Source organism: Nocardioides sp. NPDC059952 (assembly GCF_042730435.1).
Classification (GTDB): domain Bacteria; phylum Actinomycetota; class Actinomycetes; order Propionibacteriales; family Nocardioidaceae; genus Nocardioides.
This window is the reverse complement of record NZ_JBHWLY010000025.1, coordinates 45,970-66,596: the sequence shown is the minus strand read 5'-3', so window position 1 is coordinate 66,596 and position 20,627 is coordinate 45,970. Positions and strand designations below refer to the sequence as shown.

Here is a 20,627-nt window from a genome sequence, read left to right as displayed (position 1 = left end):
CGGACGGTGATAGAGGACGTACGCAACGCATCGGGCGACCACGATGCTGCTCTCGTCCGCGCGGCTGACTAGGCTGTGACCCATGAGCGATCTGTCTGCCCCGGTGAATTCAGGCACTGTGAGTTCTGCCTACAACCAAGCCCTCGAGGTCATCGCCTCCGTGGAGCCCCGCATCGCCGAGGCGACCAAGCAGGAGCTCGCCGACCAGCGCGCCAGCCTCAAGCTGATCGCGAGCGAGAACTACGCGAGCCCCGCCACGCTGATGACGATGGGCACCTGGTTCTCCGACAAGTACGCCGAGGGCACCGTCGGCCACCGCTTCTACGCCGGCTGCCAGAACGTCGACACCGTCGAGTCGATCGCCGCCGAGCACGCCCGCGAGCTCTTCGGTGCCGAGTACGCCTACGTCCAGCCGCACTCCGGCATCGACGCCAACCTGACGGCCTACTGGGCCATCCTCGCCCACCGGGTCGAGGGCCCGTGGCTGGAGAAGATGGCCGTCAAGAACATGAACGAGCTCTCCGAGGCCGACTGGGAGACGCTGCGTGCCGAGCTCGGCAACCAGCGTCTGCTGGGCATGTCGCTGGACGCCGGCGGCCACCTCACCCACGGCTTCCGCCCGAACATCTCCGGCAAGATGTTCCACCAGAACCAGTACGGCACCGACCCCGAGACCGGGCTGCTCGACTACGACTCGCTGCGCGCCAAGGCGAAGGAGTTCCAGCCGCTGATCATCGTCGCCGGCTACTCCGCCTACCCGCGCCGGGTGAACTTCGCCAAGATGCGCGAGATCGCCGACGAGGTCGGCGCCACCCTGATGGTCGACATGGCCCACTTCGCCGGCCTCGTCGCCGGCAAGGTCTTCACCGGCGAGGAGAACCCGGTTCCCTACGCCGACGTCGTCACCTCGACCTCCCACAAGTCGCTCCGCGGCCCGCGCGGCGGCTTCATCCTCGCCACCGAGGAGTACGCCCCGAGCGTCGACCGCGGCTGCCCGATGGTCCTCGGCGGCCCGCTCAGCCACGTCATGGCCGCGAAGGCCGTCGCCTTCGCCGAGGCCAAGCAGGAGAGCTTCCAGACCTACGCCCAGGAGGTCGCCGACAACGCCAAGTCGCTCGCCGAGGGCTTCCTCAAGCGCGGCGCCAAGCTCGTCACCGGCGGCACCGACAACCACCTCGTGCTGCTGGACGTGACGAGCTTCGGCCTCACCGGCCGTCAGGCCGAGTCGGCGCTGCTCGACTCCGGCGTGGTCACCAACCGCAACTCGGTCCCGGCCGACCCCAACGGCGCCTGGTACACCTCGGGCATCCGCCTCGGCACCCCGGCGCTGACCACCCGCGGCTTCGGCGCCGACGAGTTCGACCGCGTCGCCGAGCTCATCGTCGACGTGCTCTCCAAGACCAAGCCCGGCACCACGAAGGCCGGCGGCCCGTCCAAGGCTTCCTACGCCATCGAGGACTCCGTCGCCGACAACACCAAGGCCGCCGCGGCGGAGCTGCTCGCGAAGTTCCCGCTGTACCCCGGTCTCGACCTCGCCTGAGCTCGTGCCGGCTCCGAAGCGACCCAGCTCGATCCCCGGCGTCGGGGCCCCTGAGAAGGTGGTCCCGACGGCGGCGGTGCGTGTCGTCGTCGAGGACGAGTGGCCGGCGCTCAAGAAGGTGCGCCTCGCTGCTCTCCAGGACACTCCTCGGGCGTTCTGGGCCTCCTACGACGAGGTGGTGACCTGGCCCGACGAGCGTTGGCGGCTGTGGGCGGCCTCCGGCGCGGCCTACATCGCCTGGCTCGGCGAGAATCCCTCAGGGCTCGCCGCCGGGATCATCCATGACGACGAGCACCACCTGATCAACATGTGGCTCGCCCCCGAGGCGCGTGGTCACGGCCTCGCCGAGGGGCTCATCCTGGCTGTTGCCGGCTGGGCGCGTCGTGACGGCGCCTCCGTGCTGACCCTGTGGGTCGTCGACGGCAACGAGTCCGGGCGCCGCCTCTACGAACGCCTCGGCTTCGAGCTCACCGGTGAGACGCAGCCCTTCCCCGAGGGTGACCCGCGCACCGAGTCGAAGATGGCGCTCCGCCTCACCTGAGCGTCATGGCTGATCCGCGCGAGGGCGTGACCCCTGAGGGCCTGATCCTCACGGGAGCACGTCGGGACCGGGTGCCGTCCGCATTCGAGCCGGTCCTTGCGTACGTCCTCGGGCGGGTCCCGCCCGAGGTGTCGGTCCACGTCTACGGCTCGGTGGCCAACGGCACGGCCACGGTGCCTGCCTCCGACGTGGACCTGCTGACGATCGGGCTCCCGGCGGCCGCCGCCTCCGGGCTCGGCGCGGAGGCGTCGGCGGCGTTCGCCGACCTCTGCCGCGGCGTGGAGATCGCCGCGGTGTCCTCGGACGACTACCTCGGCGAGGGCGACGAGGCGTACGGCAACCGGGTGTTCCTGCGCCACTACTGCGCGCATCTCGCCGGCCCTGATCCAGGCGCCGGCCTGCCCGGGTTCCGGGCGGACGCCCGCGCCGCCCGCGGCTTCAACGGAGACATCGACCGTTCCTTGCGCAGGTGGCGCGCAGCGCTCGGCCGCGACGACCCGAGCGACCTGTCCCGCCGGATCGCCCGCAAGTCCCTCCTCGCCGTGGCCGGCCTGGTCAGCGTCCACGACGGCACCTGGACAACCGACCGTTCCGCCGCAGCCGCCCGCTGGAGCGAGATCGAGCCGTCCCTCGCGCCCGGTCTGGCACGGCTCGAGTCGTTGTCCGAGACCGGTGGGGCGTCCGAGGAGGAGACCGGGACGCTGCTCGGTGCGGGCGGGGTGATCGAGCATCTCACCGCCCGCTTCGCCACCGATATCGGGCTTTGGGACCGAAAGTGTTGACAGATCCTTTAGTTTGACTGCAGGAGAGTCTCGCTGTCATGCCATCGGAGGCACGGTTGTCATCGACGAACACCACGGGTCGAGGGCCCACGAGACGGGTGCCCGTCGAGCACCGTTTTCTCGGACTGGACAAGAGATCCTTCCCCTACGGGTTGGTCGCGATCGGGGTCTTCCTCATCGCGACGGTGCTTGTCCCGCGTCTTGATGGCTGGATCGACTGGGACGATCCGGTGCGGGCCGGGGATCAGCTGGCGACCGGTGACGGCCTCGCGTTCGTGCCCGCGACCGGGTGGGAGGTCATCAGTGGCTTCCGGGTGGGCGAGGCGAACGCGGGCGCTGCCGCGGGTTCGGCGAAGATCACCGGCAACGGAGTCGTCTTCGACATCACCTACGACGCCTTCGACGGCACCCCGTCCGAGCTGCTCGAACAGATCGCCAAGGTCACCAGCGGCACGGGTGATGAGACGTTCACGATCGACGGTGAACCGGCCACCGTCACGACCCGGGCGGGTGACGTCGGGGTGATCCAGGCGTACAGCTCGGCCAACGGTGACGGGCTGATCGCTGCCTTCGTGATCAACGGCACCGGGCTCGAGGTCACCGCCTACGGGGCGCCGGCGCAGATGGCCGCTGCTGCCGACACGGTCCACGCCATGATCACCTCGATCCACGAGGTCGAGGGGAGCGACTCGTGAGCGCCCCGACCGCACCGGTCGGCGTGGGCGGGGCCGATGCCGATGCCGCCGCACGTCAGGCGAGGGCACTCGAGGTCTCCGGGTGGGGCGAGAGGTTCACCTTCCTGCAGCCTCACAACCTCTGCTTCTGGGTCTTCCTCGGGTTGATGGCTGTCGGGCTGTTCCAGTCCTGGTCCTACTTCAGGCCGGAGCTCGGTTTCTACGGCGAGGCGATCGGGATCTCGGCGGTGCTGTGTGTCGGCTTCGGTGCGATCTGGTGGGCCTGGCTGCGTCACGTGGACCGGTGGGAGAGGCAGCCGGTCGACCTCGTCGTCGCCGCGGTTGCCTGGGGTGCGATCGCAGCCACCTTCGGCTTCGCGATGACGGTGAACACGGCGATGCTCAGCATCTACGCCAAGCTCTTCGGGCAGGACTGGGCGAGCTCCTGGGCCGCCGGCGCGACCGCGCCGTTCACCGAGGAGTCGGCCAAGCTGTGCGGCTTCCTCCTCCTGATGGGACTGGCGCCGCGGCTCGTCCGGACGGCCAACGACGGGCTCGTCCTGGGTGCCTTCATCGGTCTGGGCTTCGCCGCGTTCGAAGACTTCCTCTACGCCGCCAACGCGGTCGGCAGCGCCTTCGGCACCGACCCGGTGCAGCACGCGGTGCAGATCTCCTTCACACGTTTCGCCGTCGGGTTCGTCTCGCACCCGCTGTTCAGCGCGCTGGTCTGCAGCGGTGCGGTCTACCTGATCGGTACGGCGGCGCAGCCCCGGCGGATCGCGAGGGGCCTCCTCTTCGTCGCCGCGGGCCTGTTCATCCACTTCACCTGGGACGACGCAGGCGGTCTCGGCGGTCACGGTGCGGGCGTGTTCCTGGTCATGGCCCTCTCCACGATCGCGGGCTTCGTCCTGCTGACGATCGCGTTCAGGCTGGCCGCGCCGACCGAGCACCAGTTCGTCCGCGACATCCTCGCCCCCGAGGTCGAGGCCGGCCATGTCCGTGCCGACGAGCTCGACGCCGCCCTGGACAGGAGGGCGCGCAAGGCCGCGAAGAAGGCTGCCTCGGGCAGGAAGGCGAAGAAGGCGCAGAAGCACCTCGGCCAGGCCATCATGGACCTGGCCCACGACGTTGCCCGAGCACGGGGACTCGAGACTGCCGAGGTGGAGCAGGGGCGTGCCGAGGTGGCGCGCCTGCGATCGGTGGCTGAGGTTCGGTGACGGACGAGGTCGAGGTCAGCGCTCTCGCGATCAACGTGGCCATTCCCGATGAGCTCCAGTGGACCGACAGCAGGCGGGAGGTGACGTTCCGGCTCACCACCCTCAACGTGCGCCTCCTGCCCGACGGCCGGCTCGCGGCCAAGGCGTACGGACGCCCGGTCGACGGCGGCCGTGGCGCCTACACCTCCTTCGCCGTCCCGGATCGTCCCGAGCTCACCGATCTCATCGCTGAGGCCGCGAAGGTCGCCGCGGAACGGTGGCGGGCGGCGTACGCTCCGGAAGCATGACTCCGGACGAGGTCGACGCCTTCGTGTCCACCCTGGACGGCTGCCGCCACAAACCACGCGGCTGGTACGTCAACGATCGCCTGGTCGCCCGGCATGTCGACGCGACCACCCTGCTCGTCCGGGTCCCGATCGAGGCCCGCGAGGCGCTGATCGAGCGCTGGCCGGACGCGTTCGGCATCCCGCCGAGGATGGAGGCCCACCACAAGATCGAGGCCTACCTCGACCGCGCCGCCCCCGAAGCCGTCCGTGAGGCGATCCGGCTGGCCTGGGACTTCCAGCGCTACTCCGGCTTCCGCCACACGGACACGTGACTCGTGGACTCGCCGGTGAACGCGGAGCGGTCCCAGCCGGCGTACCTCGCCTCCAGCGTCATCCCGGCCAGCCGCGCCATCAGGTCGAGCTCGGAGGGCCACACGAACCGGAAGTTGTGCTGCCCGTAGCGGAACCGGCCGTCGGCCTCGCGGCTGTAGTGGTGCGAGATCGCCTGCTGGGTGACCAGGTCGTAGGTGTCGAACCCGAGGTGCGCGGGGGAGACGTCGAACGGGATCGCGGGGCTGCCCGGTGGAAGCCGCCGCAGGCCCGGCACGCCGACCTCGACCACGAAGCGTCCGCCCGGCGCCAGATGGCGAGCGGCATTGGCGAAGCAGGCGACCTGCTCCTCCTGCGTACGCAGGTTCCCGATCGTGTTGTAGACCAGATAGACCAACGAGTACGTCCCCACCCCGGGCGCCTCGGCAGCGGCCATGTCACCGACCACGACCGGGATCGTCGCCTCGTCCACCTTGCGCCGGAGCACATCGACCATCGGCTGAGAGAGCTCGATGCCGGTGACCGGCACCCCCAGCTCCCGCAGCGGTACGCCGATCCGGCCCGTCCCGATGGCGAGCTCGAGCGCGGGGCCACCGTCAGCGAGCCCGGCGAGGAAGCGGGCCACCGGCCCGGTCACCTCGGGTGAGTTGACCCAGTCGTCCGGGTCGTCGTAGCGCTCGGCCGTGTCCCGGGTCCACACATCGCTGCTCGTCATGGGTGTCGACTCTGCCCGGCGCGACACCCCGAACGCGAATGATTTAGCGCCAGGAGTAGCCGACCTCGGGCCGGCCGCCGCTGGGACCGTAACGGACCCCGCGCGCGGCCAGGCCCTTGTCGGCGAGGTGCTCGAGATAGCGCCGTGCGGTCACCCGCGACGAGCCGACCACCGCGGCGACCTCGCTCGCCGAGAGGTCGCCAGAGGCCTCGCGCAGCGCGGCCGTCACGGCCCGCAGGGTCTCCGCGCTCATGCCCTTGGGCAGCGGTGTGCTCCCGGTGGGCCGCAGCGACCCCAGAAGCTGGTCGACCTCGTCCTGGACGACCTCCTCGGGGGCAGCCTCCAGCCGGGCACGATAGTCGGCGTACTGCTCGAGCTTGTCCCGGAACGTCGCGAACGTGAACGGTTTGAGCAGATAGAGCACGACCCCCTGCACGACGGCCTGCCGCACCACCTTCGTGTCCCGCGCCGCCGTCACCGCGATCACGTCGCACAGGTGCCCGGCGGTACGCAGCCTGCTGAGCAGCCCGAGCCCGTGCCCGTCGGGCAGGTTCATGTCGAGCAGGATCAGGTCCACCGGAGTGCCCGCGTCGCGGGCCGCGTCGAGCGCGCGGACCGCCTCGCGTGCTGACCGCGCGATCCCGGCCAGGGCGAATCCCGAGACCCTCCCGACGTACGCCGCATGGGCCTCGGCAGCCAGCGCCTCGTCCTCGACGACCAGGACCCGCACGTTCATGCCGCCGCCTCCGTAGCGAGGGTGACGGTGAACTCCGCACCACCGAGGTGCGAGCGGCCGATGACGACCTCGCCACCATGACGCCGGGCGATCTGGCCGACCAGCGCGAGACCCAGGCCTCGACCTGTACCGGGCTCGGCCTTCGTGGTCCAGCCGCGGTCGAGGACGCGCGCCGAGTCGGCGTCGTCCAGGCCGGGACCGCTGTCGCCGACGCGTACCGTGAGGGTGTCCTCGTCACCGGTGAGGTGGACCTCGACCTGGCGGGACTCGAAGCCGGAGACGGCGTCGATGGCGTTGTCGACGAGGTTGCCCAGCACCGTCACCAGGTCGCGGGGTGGGATGCCCGTGCCGGGTGGCACCTCGCCGACGATGCGGAACTCGACGCCCTGCTCGGCCGCCTCGGCCGACTTGCCGAGCAGGAGCGCGGCCACGACGGGATCCTCGACCGCACCGACGACCCGGTCGGTGAGGAGCTGGGCGACCTGGAGCTCCTCGGTGGCGAACTCGACCGCATCCTGCTCCCTGCCCATCTCGATCAGGGACACCACCGTGTGGAGCCGGTTGGCCGCCTCGTGGTTCTGCGACCGCAGGGACTCGGTGAGGCGGCGTACGACCTCGAGCTCGCCGGTCACCGAGCGCAGCTCGGTGTGGTCGCGCAGCGTCACCACGGCGCCGACCTCGCGGCCGTCCCACAGCGCCGGTGCTGAGGAGACGACGAGGATCCGCTCGCCGGCGAGGTAGAGGTCATCGGACTCGGCGGTGCGGCCGCGGGCGGCGGCGACCAGTCCGGGCGCCAGGTCGAGGTCCTCGATCCGGGTGCCGATGACGTCGTCCGGCAGTGCCAGCAGGCGCCGCGCCTCGTCGTTGACCAGCTGCACGCGCCCCTCTCCGTCGAGGAGGAGCAGACCCTCGCGGACCGAGTGGAGGACGGCGGAGTAGTACTCGTACATCCGGGCCAGCTCCCGCTCGCCCATGCCGTGGGTCAGCCGGTGCAGGCGCCGGCTCAGCAGCCAGGCACCGGTCAGCCCGACGGCAAGCACGAGCGCGCCGCACAGCAGCACGATCGTGACGTCGCGCCTGAGTCCGCGGTTGATGTCGCTGACCGTGATGCCGACGGACACGAGCGCGACGACCTCGTCACCGGCCTCGACCGGAACCACCGACCGGACCGATGGTCCGAGCGTGCCGGTGTACTGCTGGGTGAAGACCTCGCCATCGGGCGCGCCACCGAGGTCGCCGACGAACTTCCCGCCGATCTCGCGCGGATCGGTGTGGGTGTAGCGGGTGCGGTCCAGGTCCATCACCACGACGAAGTCGGTGTCGGTGTCGCGGCGTACCTGCTCGGTCCAGGGCTGGAGCGTCGCCGTCGGGTCCTCGCCGCGCAGTGCCGTGAGGACGGTGGGGGAGTCGGCGACGGTCTGGGCGACGGCCACCGCACGCTGGGTGGCACGGCTGTAGGAGTCGCGCTGGGCGTCGTAGGACGCCATCAGGATGCCGGTGACGACGAGCAGCAGCACCGTGCCGAACTGGAGGAGCAGAACCTGCTGGGCCACCGGCCGATCGCGGAGAACGCGGGGGCGGAACGGGTGGACACGGGACACGACCTCATTCTGGACCACCTCGGTTGCGTGGTTGTGATCGTGGCCACGAACACAACGAACACAACAGTGACGGTCGTCACGTTCTCCCGGAGAGTTGCCCGAGTTGCCCCGGAGGGCAGGCCACACCGGACCAGGAGGAACGATGAGCACGACCCCCACAGAGACAAGACCCAAGAAGGACCGGACACACTATCTCTACATCGCGGTGATCGCCGCGGTGGTCCTCGGCATCCTGGTCGGGCTGATCGCCCCGTCGTTCGCGGTGGAGCTGAAGCCGATCGGCACGGCCTTCGTGAACCTGATCAAGATGATGATCCAGCCGATCATCTTCTGCACCCTGGTCATCGGCGTCGGCTCGGTCGCCAACGCGGCCAAGGTCGGCAAGGTCGGTGGCCTGGCGCTGATCTACTTCATCGTGATGTCCACCGTCGCCCTGGCGATCGGCGTCATCGTCGGCAACATCATCGACCCGGGCACCGGCCTCCAGATCAGCTCCGACGCGTCCAGCGCGGGCCAGGAGGCTGCCTCGGAGGGGCACGCGAGCACGACCGACTTCCTCCTCAGCATCATCCCGACCTCGCTCTTCTCCGCGCTGACCTCCGGCGTGGTGCTGCAGACCCTGCTGGTGGCACTGCTGGTCGGCTTCGCGCTGCAGCGGATGGGGGAGTCGGGCAAGCCGATCCTCAACGCGATCACCGCGATCCAGAACCTCATCTTCCGCGTGCTCGCGATGATCATGTGGGCCGCCCCGGTCGGCGCCTTCGGTGCCATCGCCGGCGTGGTGGGCGAGACCGGCATCGACGCCCTGAAGAGCCTCGCCGTCATCATGATCGCCTTCTACGTCACCTGCGCGATCTTCGTCTTCGGCATCCTGGGCGCGATCCTCAAGCTGGCCACCGGCGTGAACCTCTTCAAGCTGCTCAAGTACCTCGCCCGCGAGTTCCTGCTCATCCTCTCCACCAGCTCGTCCGAGTCGGCCCTCCCGCGCCTGATCGCGAAGATGGAGCACGCCGGTGTCGAGAAGGCGACGGTCGGTGTCGTGGTCCCCACGGGTTACTCGTTCAACCTGGACGGCACCGCGATCTACCTGACGATGGCCTCGATCTTCATCGCCGACGCGATGGGTGACCCGCTGAGCATCGGCGAGCAGATCGGCCTGCTGCTGTTCATGATGATCGCCTCCAAGGGTGCCGCCGGTGTGACCGGCGCGGGCCTGGCGACCCTCGCCGGCGGGCTGCAGTCCCACCGCCCGGAGATGGTCGACGGGGTCGGGCTCATCGTGGGCATCGACCGGTTCATGTCCGAGGCCCGTGCGCTGACCAACTTCGCCGGCAACTCGGTCGCCACCGTCCTGGTCGGCCACTGGACCAAGACCATCGACCACAGCCAGCTCGACCGTGTCCTCGACGGTCAGGACCCCTTCGACGAGACGACCATGGTCGACGACCACGCGGCTCCGCCCGCAGCGGAGACCGACAAGGCGCGGGTCTAGACCCCACGTCAACAGGCCGTACGCCGCGCGGGCACGCGCGACGTACGGCCTGTTGTCATCGGTTGCGGTAGAGGATGCGCGCCAGCTCGAACGGCGCGACGCGCCACGACCCGATCGGCTCGTCGTCGAGGCCGATCCGGCCCAGCGCGGCGATGATCCAGGAGAACGCGAAGCAGCCGACGCCGGCGACGGCCCAGATCCCGACCGTACGCCACGCCAGACCACCGCCGAAGGCCCGGAAGATGCCGATGACGGCAGCGATCACGGCGATCGCCGCGATCAGCCAGAAGAGGATCGAGCAGATGACAGCGGCCAGCCGGCCGGCCACGGCCAAGGGGTCGCGTGGAGGCTGGTGATGGGACCCGTGACCGGGGCCGTGATGGGGAGGGTGCGGATAGTTCATTTGGGCCCTGATTCTGGCCTAACTCGCCCGTCGGGGCCACACCGGGCTGGCGGGTCTTCCTGGAGGCAGAGCACGGGAGAGGTATCCTCCTGCGCGTTCTCGGGTAAGTGTTCGACAATTTCCCCGGGACATCGATGGACCGTAGCGACTAGTGTTACGGAGATCACATAACGAGGCGCTGCCTCGTGGACCCGACGCGGCCTGCGTGGCACGACTCCGTGGATCAAACGACGATGGAGGGTGCAATCAGATGCACGTGCGAAAGTGGCAAATCGGAGCAGTGGTCGCAGGTCTGCTCGCCGTGACCGGCTGTGGCGTTCCCGGTGGCGGTGGCAACAACGATGCCGGCGACACCGAAGAGGGAGACGGCAGCATCCAGATCCTCGGCGCCATCCCCGAGGGCGAGGCAGTGGGTCTGAACGCGGCCCTGAAGACCTTCACCGACGACACGGGGATCAAGGTGACCTACACCCCGTCGACGGACTTCACCACGGAGATCCGCACCAAGGTCAACGGAAACGATGCCCCCGACATCGCGCTGTTCCCGCAGCCCGGTCTGGTCGGCGACCTGACCGAGTCGGGTGACACGCTGCCGCTCGACGACCTCATCGACGTCGGCTCGCTCGACGACACCATGATCCCCGGCCTGATGGACTCGGTCGAGATCGACGACAAGACCTACGGCGTCCCGATCCGCGTCTCGATGAAGTCGCTGGTCTGGACCCCGAAGAACTTCGAGCAGGCCGGCTACAAGACGCCCACGACCTGGGACGAGCTGCGGAGCCTCGAGGACCAGATGATCGCCAAGGGCCAGACCCCGTGGTGCCTCGGCGCCGAGGCCGGTGCCGACACCGGCTGGGTCTACACCGACTGGGTCGAGGAGATCGTCCTGCGCCAGGAGGGCCCGGAGTTCTACGACGAATGGGTCTCCCACGAGGTCCCCTTCAACGACCCGAAGATCGTCGAGGCGATCGAGACCATGGGCGACATCATCAACAAGCCGAAGAACGTGCGCGGCGGGGCCGACGGCACCCTGAGCGAGCCCTTCGGCGACTCCCCGCTCCCGCTCTTCGACGCGAAGCCGGGCTGCGAGATGCACCGCCAGGCCAACTTCATCACCACCTTCTTCCCGAAGGACGTCCAGCAGGACCTGGCCGGCAACGTCGGCGTCTTCGCGCTGCCGGGCAACATGGAGGGCGGCTTCGAGGGCAACCCGGTGCTCGGCGGCGGTGACATGGCGACCGCCTTCACCAACGACACCGACGTGGTGGAGCTGATGGAGTTCTTCGCGTCTCCCGACTTCGGCGCCGAGTGGGCCCAGGCCGGTGGCTGGCTCTCGCCGAGCACGGAGTTCGACAACTCGCAGTACGCCGACCCGATGTTCGGTGAGATCGCGACCCTGCTGCAGGACGCCGACACCTTCCGCTTCGACGGTTCGGACCTGATGCCCGCGCAGGTCGGCGCCGGCACGTTCTGGAGCGAGATGAACGCCTACGTCGGAGGTGAGAAGAGCGCTCAGGAAGCTGCCGACGCGATCGAGGAGAGCTGGCGAGGATGAGCGATGATCCTTACCTGAAGATCCTCAACGGCCTGGTCGCCATCGTCCTCGGAGTCGGTGGCACCGCCGCTCTCTACTGGCTGCTCAACTTCCTCTCGGGCCTCCTGCCCGGCAAGTGGGAGAGGCGGGTCAAGCCGTACGTCTTCATCGGCCCGGCCATCGTGGTGGTCGCCGTCTTCCTGGTCTACCCGGCCGTGATGACGGTGATCTACAGCTTCGCCGACGCCAACAGCATCAACTGGGTCGGGTTCGAGAACTACACCTCGCTCTTCCGCGACGACGAGTTCATCGGCACGCTGGTCAACAACCTGCTCTGGATCCTCATCGTCCCGGTCGGCAGCGTCATCGTCGGCCTGCTCGTGGCGGTGCTGGCCGACCAGCTCAAGGCGTTCCCGGAGCGGGTCGCGAAGTCGGTCATCTTCATGCCGATGGCGATCAGCTTCGTCGGGGCGAGCACGATCTGGGGCTTCGTCTACGCGACCAGGTTCGCGCAGGGCGACAAGCAGATCGGTCTCCTCTCGGCGATCTCGACGAGTCTCGGCTTCGAGCCGGTCGCCTGGCTGCGCATCTCCGACTACAACCTCAACGACCTGCTCCTGATCGTCATCATGATCTGGTTGCAGGCCGGGTTCGCGATGGTGCTGCTCTCCTCGGCGATCAAGGGTGTCCCCGAGGACACCGTGGAGGCGGCGCGCATCGACGGGGCCAGTGAGATCCAGATCTTCTTCCAGGTCGTCGTGCCGCAGATCTGGCCGACGGTGATCGTGGTCTTCGTGACCGTTCTCATCCTGGTCCTGAAGGTCTTCGACATCGTCTACGTGATGACCGGAGGCGGAGCGGGCACGTCGGTGCTGGCCAACACCTTCTTCGTGGAGCTCTTCGAGTTCGGTGATGCGGGCCGGGCGGCTGCGGTCGTGGTCGTCCTGATGATCGCCGTGATCCCGGTGATGATCTACCAGATGCGCCAGTTCAAGAAGCAGGAGGCCCGCTGATGAGGAACCTCACCCTCGGCAGCGTCGCTGCCCGTGTCGGCATCGTTCTGCTGTGCGTGCTCTGGTTCATCCCGACCCTCGGCCTGTTGGTCTCGTCGTTCCGCGACGAGGCCGACGTGAAGTCGTCGGGCTGGTGGACGGTCATCACCGACCCGTTCTCCCAGTGGACGTTCGACAGCTACACGCAGGTCCTCGAGAGCGGGATGGCGAACGCTTTCGTGAACTCGATCGTCGTCTCCGTCCCGGCGACGTTGCTGCCGATCATGATCGCTGCGTTCGCCGCGTACGCGTTCACGTTCATGCGGTTCCCGGGGCGCAACGTGCTGTTCCTGGTGATCGTCGGTCTGCTGGTCGTGCCGTTGCAGGTGGCCTTCGTGCCGCTGCTCAGCCTGTTCAGCGCCTACAACCTCAACGGCACCTTCCTCGCGGTCTGGCTGGCCCACACCGCGTTCGGGATGCCGTTGGCGGTCTTCATCCTGCGCAACTACATGGCGACCCTGCCGCAGGAGATCATCGAGTCGGCCGAGATCGACGGGGCCTCCCACTTCCAGACCTTCTGGAGGCTGATCGTGCCGATGTCGGTGCCCGCGCTGGCAGCGTTCGCGATCTTCCAGTTCCTCTGGGTCTGGAACGACCTGCTGGTCGCGCTCATCTTCCTCGGGGCGGGTGACAACGAGGTCGTCACGATCACGTTGCGTGACCTGATCGGCGACCGTGGCCAGGAGTGGCACCTGCTCACCGCAGGTGCGTTCATCACGATGACGGTGCCGCTGCTGGTGTTCTTCTCGCTGCAGCGCTACTTCGTCCGTGGACTCACCGCTGGTTCCGTGAAGGGCTGAGGTCGGTCCGCGCCCGGCGGGCGTCATGTCTCCTCGGAGGCATGACGCCCGTTCGTGTTTCCCGGCGACCGAGCGGTGACACGGCGGATGTCGGAGGCACTCATGCAACAGACGACAGAGCGCTGCGGATAGGGTCACAGATGTGTCCGAGACATCTGCATTCACCCCGAAGTGGGCCGGTGTCGAGCAGATCGCTCTTCCTGAGACGGTGCGGTCGCCGTGGTGGCAGCTCGGGCGGCGGCTGCTGGCCGCGCTCGCGATCCTGGTCGGCACGGTCCTGCTGGTCTATCTCGACCGCGATGCGTACGCCGACAACAACGATCCGACCGGCCAGATCAGCCTGATCGACGCGATCTACTACACGACGGTGACGCTGAGCACGACCGGCTACGGCGACATCGCCCCCGTCGAGGCGCATGCGCGCATGATCAACGCGTTCATCATCACGCCGGCCCGCATCGCGTTCCTGGTGCTGCTGATCGGCACCACCCTCGAGGTCCTCACCAAGCAGGGCCGTGACCTCATCCGAGTCGCTCGCTGGAGGAAGAAGATGTCCCAGCACATCGTCGTCGTGGGCTACGGCACCAAGGGACGCAGCGCCGTCGAGACGCTGCTCAGCAATGGTGCCGACCCCGAGGAGTTCGTCGTGGTCGACCCGGACCCGGTGGCGCGCTCCGATGCCCACTCCGACGGGATCGCGGTGGTCACCGGCGACGCGACCCGGCGCGAGGTGCTGATGCGAGCGGGTGTGAAGGACGCCGAGCAGGTCATCATCACCACCAACCGTGACGACTCCAACGTGCTCACGATCTTGACGGTGCGACAGATCAACCCGGACGCGTGGATCGTCGCCGCGGCCCGGGAGCGCGAGAACGCGCCGTTGATGAAGCAGTCCGGAGCAGACTCGGTGATCACCTCCGCCGACGCTGTCGGTCGGCTGATGGGGCTCTCCACCATCTCGCCGACCCTGGGCTCGGTCATGGAGGATCTGCTCAACTCCGGCATCGGCCTCGAGGTCGCCGAGCGTGACCTGCTGGTCAACGAGGTCGGCAAGCAGCCGCAGCAGCTCGCCGACCAGGTGATCGCGGTCGTACGCGACGAGAAGGTCTTCCGCTACTTCGACCCGGTCGTCGGCACCCTGTCGCGCGGGGACCGGCTGGTCGTCGTGCGGGCCGCGAAGGAGCTGCCCTGGGCGCCGCGTCCGGGGACGCACGGCGAGGACACCGCGGAGGTGTAGTTCCCGCCGAAATAGAAGTCAGCCGCTGGCGTCTCGGGTCACCAGCGGCTGACATGGAAGAGATTAGCCGACGGGCCAGCGACCTTCAAAGAGTCGATCTGCACTTTTATGAAGATGGCCCAGATGGGCTATGCCGGGTAGTTCGAGACGGTGGCGCGTGGCGGTTTCGGAGGCGCCCGTCGCGCCTGGGAGGATGTACGCATGACCGAGGCGCCCCACAGCCCCGGATCTGCCGACGGGCAGCCGGGCCTTTCCGAGAACGAGAAGCGACTGCTCGACTTCGAGCGTTCCTGGTGGTCGGCCGGCACCGGCCGCGACGACGCGGTCCGGGAGCAGCTGGGGATGAGCGCCGCCGAATACCACCGTGCCGTCAACGATCTGATCGACAAGCCCGAGGCGCTCGCCTACGACGGCGTCCTGGTGCGACGGCTGCGACGGCAGCGCGACGCGCGGCGCACGCAGCGCTCGCAGAACCCGCGCTCCTAGCCCTCTCGGGTGGTCTGAGTAGCCCGGTCGGATCATTTGCAGTCTTATGCATTGCAGGTGCTTGCACGCGTTCGGCCTCGTCGGCTAACGTTCTACTTGTCAGCCGCTGGTGACCCGAGACGCCAGCGGCTGACTTCTGTTTTCCCCGGGAAACTGGCGCATCCGACATGTACCCGTGGGTATTCATATGTTGTCGTAAAAGCGACTCGATGCGATGCAAGGTTATGAAGCATTAACCTGATTGACCCGCTCCTCGGCCGATCGCCACTGTCCATGAGTCAGTATCGGCTGCTCCGCTTCGGCGGGGCCGGCTCAAGGAGAGTCTGCGTGAACAACAGACGCGTAGCGCAGGGCCTGACCATGGCCCTCATCTCGGCAGTGGCCGCCATCAGCATGCCCACCGGCGTGCAGGCGGCCACCGACCCCAAGCCCGGCAAGGGCACCGTCGCATCCCAGGAGACCGACGACGGCCGCGCGGTCGTCAGCGGCAAGGAAGCCAGGACCAAGGCGGAAAGGTCGGCAGCGGCCTTCGTCGCCGCCGACCCCGCGGCGCTGAAGCTCGGCGCCAAGGACGAGGCCGTCCGACTGAAGACGTACCAGTCCTCCGGACTTCAGTACGTCTCCTACGACCGCACCCACCAGGGGCTGCGCGTCGTCGGCGGTGACTTCGTCGTCGCCGCTGACGCCGAGGGCAACCTGCTGGGGACCTCGGTCGCCCAGGACGCCCCGGTCAAGGTGGCCACCACGAAGCCCGCGATCACCGAGGCGAAGGCGGAGAAGGTCGCCAAGGGCCAGGTGACCAAGCCGGCCGTCGAGTCCAGCGAGCTGGTCATCGTCCAGGGCGAGGGCGGCTCGGACCTCGCGTACGAGACGATCGTGACCGGCACCCGCGCGGGCGAGCCCTCGCGGCTGTCTGTGTTCGTCGACGCCGCCACCGGCAAGGTGCTCTCGACCAAGGAGCACGTCGTGCAGGGCACGGGGAGCTCGGGCTACTCCGGGACTGTGTCGATCTCCACGCAGCTCTCCGGCTCGACGTACTCGCTGACCGATCCGTCCGCGACGTCGCTCAAGTGTCAGAACGCGACCGGCAACGTGACCTACACCGGCACCGACGACTCCTGGGGCAACGGCGACCCGACCAACCGGGAGACCGGCTGTGTCGATGCGTTCTACGCCGCCCAGCAGGAGAAGGGCATGCTGACCTCGTGGCTGGGGCGCTCGGGCATGGACGGCTCGGGCGGCTGGCTCCCGATCCGGGTCGGCCTGAACGACGTGAACGCTTACTACGACGGCACCCAGGTGCAGATCGGCCACTCCCAGTCCGGCTCGCGCTGGATCGGCTCGCTCGACGTCGTCGCCCACGAGTTCGGCCACGGCATCGACGACCACACCCCGGGCGGGATCTCGGGTGGCAACACCCAGGAGTTCGTCGCGGACACCTTCGGTGCGGCGACCGAGTGGTACGACAACCAGACCGCCAACGACACCCCCGACTACACCGTCGGTGAGGAGGTCGACCTGGTGGGCGCCGGACCGATCCGCAACATGTACAACCCCTCGCTGGTCGGCGACGACAACTGCTACTCGTCCTCGACGCCGGGCGACGAGGTCCACGCCGCGGCCGGCCCGGGCAACCACTGGTTCTACCTGCTCGCCGAGGGCTCCAACCCGACCAACGGGCAGCCGACCTCGCCGACCTGCAACTCGTCCACCGTCACCGGTGTCGGGATCCAGAAGGCGATGAAGGTCATGTACAACGCGATGCTGCTCAAGACCTCGTCGTCGTCGTACCTGAAGTACCGCACCTGGACGCTCACCGCGGCCAAGAACCTGTACGGCACCACGACCTGCACCGAGTTCAACGCGGTCAAGGCCGCTTGGAACGCCGTCTCGGTCCCCGCCCAGACCGGTGACCCGACCTGTACGCCGGGCGGCAGCAGTCCCGTCACGGTGGCCTCGCCGGGCTCGAAGACCGGCACGGTCGGCACCGCGATCTCGTCCTTCGCGGTCACGGCCTCCGGTGGCACCTCGCCCTACACCTACACGGCCACCGGCCTGCCCACCGGCGTCTCGATCTCGACCTCGGGCACCGTCTCCGGTACGCCGACCACGGCCGGCACCTTCACGCCCACCGTCACCGCGACGGACTCCGCCGGTGTGACCGGCTCGGTGCAGTTCACCTTCACCGTCTCCGGCACCGGTGGTGGCACCTGCTCGGGCCAGAAGCTGACCAACCCGGGCTTCGAGTCCGGCGCGACCGGCTGGACCGCCTCCTCGGGAGTGATCGACAGCTCGACCAGCGCCCCGGCGCACTCGGGTTCCTACAAGGCCTGGCTGAACGGCTACGGGTCCACCCACACCGACACGCTGTCGCAGTCGGTCACCATCCCGTCGGGATGTGCGGCCACGCTGACGTTCTGGCTCTACGTCGACTCCGATGAGACGACCACGACCTCGGCGTACGACAAGCTGACGGTCAAGGCCGGGTCCACGACCCTGGCGACCTACTCGAACCTGAACAAGGGTTCGGGCTACGTCCAGCGCTCGCTCAGCCTCAACGGCCAGGCGGGTTCGACGGTCACCCTCACCTTCACCGGGACGGAGGACTCCTCCCTCGGGACGAGCTTCCTGATCGATGACACGGCAGTGAACCTGTCGTAGGTGGAACAGCGCGACGCCCCCGCTCCCTTCACGGGAGCGGGGGCGCCGTCGTTCGTACGTCAGTCGCGGGCCGTCAAGATGAGGGGCCCGTCCTCGGTGATCGCGACGGTGTGCTCCATGTGGGCGCCGCGGGAGCCGTCGGCGCTGCGCAGGGTCCAGCCGTCGGGGTCGGTGAAGATCTCGTCGGTGGTGTGCAGGAACCACGGCTCGATCGCGATGACGAGGCCGGGCTGCAGCTTGAAGCCGCGGCCGGGGCGGCCGTCGTTGGCGATGTGCGGGTCGCCGTGCATGGTGCGGCCGACGCCGTGGCCGCCGAACTGGGTGTTGATCTTGAGGCCCTTCGCGCGGGCGACGCCGGCGATCGCGTGGGAGATGTCACCGACCTTGTTGCCGACGCGTGCGGCGTCGATGCCCGCGGCGAGTGCCTGGGTGGTGGTCTCGATCAGGTCGAGGTCCTCCTGGCGGGGCGTACCGACGACGACGGAGAGGGCGGAGTCGGAGACCCAGCCGTCGACGCTGGCGGCGAAGTCGACGCTGAGCAGGTCGCCGTCGGCCAGCGTGTAGTCGAAGGGCAGGCCGTGCAGCACACCGTCGTTGACCGAGGTGCAGAGCACCTTCCCGAACGGCATCGCACCGAAGCTCGGGTGGTAGTCGATGTAGCAGGACTCCGCGCCGCGGTCCTTGATCATCTTGTGCGCCAGCTCGTCGAGCTCGAGCAGGTTCACACCCACGGCGGCGTGCTCGCGGAGTGCGGTCAGGACGTCGGCCACGAATCGGCCGGCGGGCTTCATCTGCTCGATCTGGGTCGGGGTGCGCAGTTCGATCACAGGCACAGCGTAGCCTGAGAACGGTTCTCAGTAGAACTCAGCAGCGTGCGTCACGCAGCGCGGCCGCCTTCGAGGTCAGGAAACGGCGCTCGGCGAGGTTGGTGGCCCGCGCCGAGGCCAGATCATAGGCAGTGGCGGCCCCGTCCAGATCACCGGCGAGCTCCAGCAGATGGGCGCGCACCGCAGGCACGCGCGGATGGCCGGCGAAGTCGTCGGGGGAGTCGCGCAGGAGCTCGTCGAGCAGTGCGAGGGCGGGGCCCGGGCCGTCGGCGTACCCGACCGCGACGGCCTTGTTGAGCGTCACGATCGGCCCGGGCGCGACCTTCTCCAGCAACCCGTAGAGCGCGGTGATCTGCAGCCAGTCGGTCTCCTCCGCGGTGGGCGCGCGGTTGTGGAGCGCGGCGATGGCGGCCTGGATCTGGTAGGTGCCCGGCCGACCGGTGCCGATGACGGCGTCGACCAGCGCGACCCCCTCGCGAGTGGCCTCGTGGCGCCACAGGCTCCGGTCCTGGTCGGCCAGCGGCACCACCGCACCGTGCGCGTCGATCCGGGCGGGGCGGCGAGCGTCGAGCAGCAGCATCAGCGCGAGCAGGCCGCCGAGCTCGCCGTGGGCGGTCCCTGTCATCCGGGCGAGCGCGGTGCGGGCGAGACGGGTCAACCGGATCGCCTCGGCACACAGGTCGACACGTTGGAGGTGGTCGCCCTCGGACGCGACGTACCCCTCGTTGAAGAGCAGGTAGAGCACCTTCAGCATCGCGGGGATCCGGGCGGCGAGGTCGGCGGCGCCGTCGATCCCGAGCGAGCGGCCCTTGATCGTCGCCTTCGCCCGGGAGATCCGCTGCGCCATCGTCTTCTCCGGGACGAGGTAGGCGCTCGCGATCTCCCGGGTGGTGAGCCCGCCGACCGCCCGCAGCGTCAGCGCCACCGCCGAGGCCGGGGTGAGGCTGGGATGGCAGCAGAGCAGGAGTACGTCGAGGGAGTCGTCCACTTCCGAGGTCTCCCGCCCCTCGGGCTCGGCGAGATGGTCGGCGTGCTCGCGGTCGCGACGACGCGACTCGCTGCGCTTGGCGTCGACGAGGCGGCGCATCGCGGTCGTGATCAGCCAGCCGCGAGGCTGCTCCGGAACACCTCGTTCTGGCCAGGTGCGTAGCGCCTCGACCAGAGCCTCCTGGACCGCGTCCTCGGCGGCGTAGAAGTCGCCGCTGCGCCGGGTGACGACGGCGACGACCTGCGGCGTGAGGTCACGCAGGAGGTCGTCGGGCAGGTCGTACGCCGTCGCCTCGGTCACTCGATGCTCGCCTCGCCGAAGGCGATGGTGTCGTCGACCGAGGAGCCGTCGGTGCCGTGGTACATCCGGCGCACCTGGATCGGCTGCTGGATCGCCAGCCCGCCGGGGCCGGGCGCGGCGGAGTAGAGCCCGGCGATCTCCAGGGCACGCTCCTCGGTCTCGGCGTCGACGATCATGTAGCCGGCGACCCACTCCTTGAACTCCTGGAACGGTCCGTCGGTGACGGTCTTGTCGGTGCCGTCCGAGGTCACCACGAACGCCTGGTCCGGCGGCGTCAGCGCCTCGACGTGGACCAGCTCGCCGGACTCGGTCAGGGCCTTGTTGAGCGCCTCGTAGTAGCTCATGTGGCCCTGCACCTCCTCCGGCTTCCACCCGGCCATCCCGCCGGGAGTCTCGTCGGTGCCGCCTTGGTAGTCGAGGATCATCAGGTAGCGAGGCATGT

General features: G+C 68.7%; 21 protein-coding genes. 14 read left to right on the top strand and 7 right to left on the bottom strand.

The annotated features are described in order from the left end of the window. Positions 1-82 precede the first annotated feature (82 nt). The 7 genes from ACFV9G_RS13785 (at position 83) to ACFV9G_RS13755 (ending at position 5,352) form a co-directional block, all read left to right on the top strand. On the top strand, positions 83-1,540 hold the full coding sequence (locus ACFV9G_RS13785) for a glycine hydroxymethyltransferase (RefSeq protein ID WP_378728027.1): 1,458 nt from the start codon (positions 83-85) through the stop codon (positions 1,538-1,540). A gap of 4 nt (positions 1,541-1,544) precedes the next feature. Next, on the top strand, positions 1,545-2,081 hold the full coding sequence (locus tag ACFV9G_RS13780) for an N-acetyltransferase (RefSeq protein ID WP_091040951.1): 537 nt from the start codon (positions 1,545-1,547) through the stop codon (positions 2,079-2,081). A 5-nt stretch (positions 2,082-2,086) separates the two neighbouring features. Beyond that, positions 2,087-2,863: a hypothetical protein gene (locus tag ACFV9G_RS13775; RefSeq protein ID WP_378728026.1), complete on the top strand. Its 777-nt coding sequence runs from the start codon at positions 2,087-2,089 to the stop codon at positions 2,861-2,863. Between the two features lie 98 nt (positions 2,864-2,961). Continuing rightward, positions 2,962-3,558, top strand: a complete 597-nt coding sequence (locus tag ACFV9G_RS13770) for a hypothetical protein (RefSeq protein ID WP_378728025.1) — start codon at positions 2,962-2,964, stop codon at positions 3,556-3,558. Then, positions 3,555-4,754 (top strand): PrsW family intramembrane metalloprotease, encoded by a 1,200-nt coding sequence (locus tag ACFV9G_RS13765; RefSeq protein ID WP_378728024.1) that lies wholly within the window; start codon positions 3,555-3,557, stop codon positions 4,752-4,754. Before ACFV9G_RS13770 ends, ACFV9G_RS13765 begins: the two co-directional genes overlap by 4 nt. Continuing rightward, entirely contained in the window at positions 4,751-5,041 is a 291-nt protein-coding gene (locus tag ACFV9G_RS13760; protein WP_378728023.1) for a hypothetical protein, read from the top strand. The genes ACFV9G_RS13765 and ACFV9G_RS13760 overlap by 4 nt, the downstream gene beginning before the upstream one ends. Beyond that, a complete protein-coding gene (locus ACFV9G_RS13755) occupies positions 5,038-5,352 on the top strand; it encodes a hypothetical protein (RefSeq protein ID WP_378728022.1) in 315 nt (104 codons plus the stop codon). The genes ACFV9G_RS13760 and ACFV9G_RS13755 overlap by 4 nt, the downstream gene beginning before the upstream one ends. Here ACFV9G_RS13755 and ACFV9G_RS13750 read toward each other — a convergent pair. Genes ACFV9G_RS13750 through ACFV9G_RS13740 form a run of 3 tightly spaced genes read right to left on the bottom strand, consistent with a single transcriptional unit; the run spans position 5,322 to position 8,402 of the window. Then, positions 5,322-6,065, bottom strand: coding sequence for a class I SAM-dependent DNA methyltransferase (locus ACFV9G_RS13750; protein WP_378728021.1), 744 nt, complete (start codon positions 6,063-6,065; stop codon positions 5,322-5,324). The two genes, ACFV9G_RS13755 and ACFV9G_RS13750, sit on opposite strands and share 31 nt — an antisense overlap. A 43-nt stretch (positions 6,066-6,108) precedes the next feature. Further along, positions 6,109-6,801: a response regulator gene (locus tag ACFV9G_RS13745; RefSeq protein WP_378728020.1), complete on the bottom strand. Its 693-nt coding sequence runs from the start codon at positions 6,799-6,801 to the stop codon at positions 6,109-6,111. Next, a complete protein-coding gene (locus ACFV9G_RS13740) occupies positions 6,798-8,402 on the bottom strand; it encodes an ATP-binding protein (protein ID WP_378728019.1) in 1,605 nt (534 codons plus the stop codon). The genes ACFV9G_RS13745 and ACFV9G_RS13740 overlap by 4 nt, the downstream gene beginning before the upstream one ends. 142 nt (positions 8,403-8,544) lie before the next feature. Between ACFV9G_RS13740 and ACFV9G_RS13735 the strand changes: the two genes are divergently transcribed. Beyond that, entirely contained in the window at positions 8,545-9,894 is a 1,350-nt protein-coding gene (locus ACFV9G_RS13735) for a cation:dicarboxylate symporter family transporter (protein ID WP_378728018.1), read from the top strand. Between the two features lie 55 nt (positions 9,895-9,949). Here ACFV9G_RS13735 and ACFV9G_RS13730 read toward each other — a convergent pair whose 3' ends face one another. Beyond that, a complete protein-coding gene (locus ACFV9G_RS13730; protein WP_378728017.1) occupies positions 9,950-10,297 on the bottom strand; it encodes a hypothetical protein in 348 nt (115 codons plus the stop codon). A gap of 256 nt (positions 10,298-10,553) precedes the next feature. Here ACFV9G_RS13730 and ACFV9G_RS13725 point away from each other — a divergent pair, with 256 nt between their 5' ends. From ACFV9G_RS13725 to ACFV9G_RS13700, 6 genes are all read left to right on the top strand, one after another. Beyond that, positions 10,554-11,855 (top strand): ABC transporter substrate-binding protein, encoded by a 1,302-nt coding sequence (locus ACFV9G_RS13725; RefSeq protein ID WP_378728016.1) that lies wholly within the window; start codon positions 10,554-10,556, stop codon positions 11,853-11,855. Further along, positions 11,852-12,847 (top strand): carbohydrate ABC transporter permease, encoded by a 996-nt coding sequence (locus tag ACFV9G_RS13720; RefSeq protein WP_378728015.1) that lies wholly within the window; start codon positions 11,852-11,854, stop codon positions 12,845-12,847. Before ACFV9G_RS13725 ends, ACFV9G_RS13720 begins: the two co-directional genes overlap by 4 nt. Next, positions 12,847-13,686 carry a carbohydrate ABC transporter permease gene (locus tag ACFV9G_RS13715; RefSeq protein ID WP_378728014.1) on the top strand — a complete coding sequence of 280 codons (840 nt, stop codon included), beginning with the start codon at positions 12,847-12,849 and terminating at the stop codon, positions 13,684-13,686. Before ACFV9G_RS13720 ends, ACFV9G_RS13715 begins: the two co-directional genes overlap by 1 nt. Before the next feature lie 142 nt (positions 13,687-13,828). Beyond that, positions 13,829-14,923 (top strand): potassium channel family protein, encoded by a 1,095-nt coding sequence (locus tag ACFV9G_RS13710; RefSeq protein ID WP_378728013.1) that lies wholly within the window; start codon positions 13,829-13,831, stop codon positions 14,921-14,923. Positions 14,924-15,124: 201 nt separating this feature from the next. Beyond that, on the top strand, positions 15,125-15,409 hold the full coding sequence (locus ACFV9G_RS13705) for a DUF3263 domain-containing protein (RefSeq protein ID WP_091040975.1): 285 nt from the start codon (positions 15,125-15,127) through the stop codon (positions 15,407-15,409). Positions 15,410-15,736: 327 nt separating this feature from the next. After that, on the top strand, positions 15,737-18,070 hold the full coding sequence (locus ACFV9G_RS13700) for a M4 family metallopeptidase (protein WP_378728012.1): 2,334 nt from the start codon (positions 15,737-15,739) through the stop codon (positions 18,068-18,070). Between the two features lie 59 nt (positions 18,071-18,129). On the opposite strand, the gene map is transcribed toward ACFV9G_RS13700, so the two are convergent. Genes map through ACFV9G_RS13685 form a run of 3 tightly spaced genes read right to left on the bottom strand, consistent with a single transcriptional unit; the run spans position 18,130 to position 20,625 of the window. Continuing rightward, positions 18,130-18,897, bottom strand: coding sequence for a type I methionyl aminopeptidase (gene map / locus ACFV9G_RS13695; protein ID WP_378728011.1), 768 nt, complete (start codon positions 18,895-18,897; stop codon positions 18,130-18,132). A 37-nt stretch (positions 18,898-18,934) separates the two neighbouring features. After that, on the bottom strand, positions 18,935-20,185 hold the full coding sequence (locus tag ACFV9G_RS13690; RefSeq protein ID WP_378728010.1) for an RNA polymerase sigma factor: 1,251 nt from the start codon (positions 20,183-20,185) through the stop codon (positions 18,935-18,937). Then, positions 20,182-20,625 carry a YciI family protein gene (locus ACFV9G_RS13685; RefSeq protein ID WP_378728009.1) on the bottom strand — a complete coding sequence of 148 codons (444 nt, stop codon included), beginning with the start codon at positions 20,623-20,625 and terminating at the stop codon, positions 20,182-20,184. Before ACFV9G_RS13685 ends, ACFV9G_RS13690 begins: the two co-directional genes overlap by 4 nt. Between the last annotated feature and the right edge of the window lie 2 nt (positions 20,626-20,627).

What these genes read in the sequence shown, in the direction of transcription:
- ACFV9G_RS13785 (WP_378728027.1), top strand. Translation starts at nt 83, where the DNA reads ATGAGCGATCTGTCTGCCCCGGTGAATTCAGGCACTGTGAGTTCTGCC.
- ACFV9G_RS13775 (WP_378728026.1), top strand. Translation starts at nt 2,087, where the DNA reads ATGGCTGATCCGCGCGAGGGCGTGACCCCTGAGGGCCTGATCCTCACG.
- ACFV9G_RS13755 (WP_378728022.1), top strand. Translation starts at nt 5,038, where the DNA reads ATGACTCCGGACGAGGTCGACGCCTTCGTGTCCACCCTGGACGGCTGC.
- ACFV9G_RS13750 (WP_378728021.1), bottom strand. Translation starts at nt 6,065, where the DNA reads ATGACGAGCAGCGATGTGTGGACCCGGGACACGGCCGAGCGCTACGAC.
- ACFV9G_RS13745 (WP_378728020.1), bottom strand. Translation starts at nt 6,801, where the DNA reads ATGAACGTGCGGGTCCTGGTCGTCGAGGACGAGGCGCTGGCTGCCGAG.
- ACFV9G_RS13735 (WP_378728018.1), top strand. Translation starts at nt 8,545, where the DNA reads ATGAGCACGACCCCCACAGAGACAAGACCCAAGAAGGACCGGACACAC.
- ACFV9G_RS13730 (WP_378728017.1), bottom strand. Translation starts at nt 10,297, where the DNA reads ATGAACTATCCGCACCCTCCCCATCACGGCCCCGGTCACGGGTCCCAT.
- ACFV9G_RS13720 (WP_378728015.1), top strand. Translation starts at nt 11,852, where the DNA reads ATGAGCGATGATCCTTACCTGAAGATCCTCAACGGCCTGGTCGCCATC.
- ACFV9G_RS13715 (WP_378728014.1), top strand. Translation starts at nt 12,847, where the DNA reads ATGAGGAACCTCACCCTCGGCAGCGTCGCTGCCCGTGTCGGCATCGTT.
- ACFV9G_RS13705 (WP_091040975.1), top strand. Translation starts at nt 15,125, where the DNA reads ATGACCGAGGCGCCCCACAGCCCCGGATCTGCCGACGGGCAGCCGGGC.
- ACFV9G_RS13685 (WP_378728009.1), bottom strand. Translation starts at nt 20,625, where the DNA reads ATGCCTCGCTACCTGATGATCCTCGACTACCAAGGCGGCACCGACGAG.